Source organism: Parvularcula marina (assembly GCF_003399445.1).
Classification (GTDB): Bacteria; Pseudomonadota; Alphaproteobacteria; order Caulobacterales; family Parvularculaceae; genus Parvularcula; species Parvularcula marina.
Genome location: NZ_QUQO01000030.1, coordinates 1 through 514 on the forward strand (window position 1 = coordinate 1; position 514 = coordinate 514).

Sequence of the window (514 nt, forward strand, 5' to 3'; positions counted from 1 at the left end):
CCCAACGCGGAGCGACCAGCGGCGGGGCTGACTGGTACCGTGCCAAACACTCGCGTGAGGTGACCGAGCCCGTTCTTCGAGAACTCGTTGAAGTCGTGAGCGCCGTCGTCTTGGGCGCTCTGCATCGGTGCCACGCTCTGGCCGTCGGCGCCCGCGCCCACCCAAATGCCGACGAGTTGTGCGAGCTTCTCTTCGAGGCTCATCTGGGCGATCAGCTGTTCGACCTGATCATTCACTTCGGAAAGGTCGGGGTGTGCAGTGGTGGAGAGAGTCATGGTTTCTTTCTGGGGTGGAAGCGAACTGGTGTTGGCGGCAGGCAAAGGGATTACCCCTTGAATGCACCATCCATGACGCCCGCAACCATCTTGCGGCCGACGAAAATGAAGAGGATCAGTAGCGGAATTGTCGCGAGGAACGATCCAGACATGGCGAGGCCGTAGTCGACGAAGTACTGCCGCTGCAGCGCCTTGATGGCCAATTGCACCGTGTAGTTTTCGGGCGATTGGATCACGAT

The 514-nt window shown here is 59.9% G+C and carries 2 pseudogenes; both read right to left on the bottom strand.

The window, feature by feature from the left end:
* Positions 1-275: pseudogene (locus tag DX908_RS16070) on the bottom strand (glycosyl hydrolase); the annotation flags it as partial.
* A gap of 50 nt (positions 276-325) precedes the next feature.
* Positions 326-514: pseudogene (locus DX908_RS16075) on the bottom strand (carbohydrate ABC transporter permease); the annotation flags it as partial.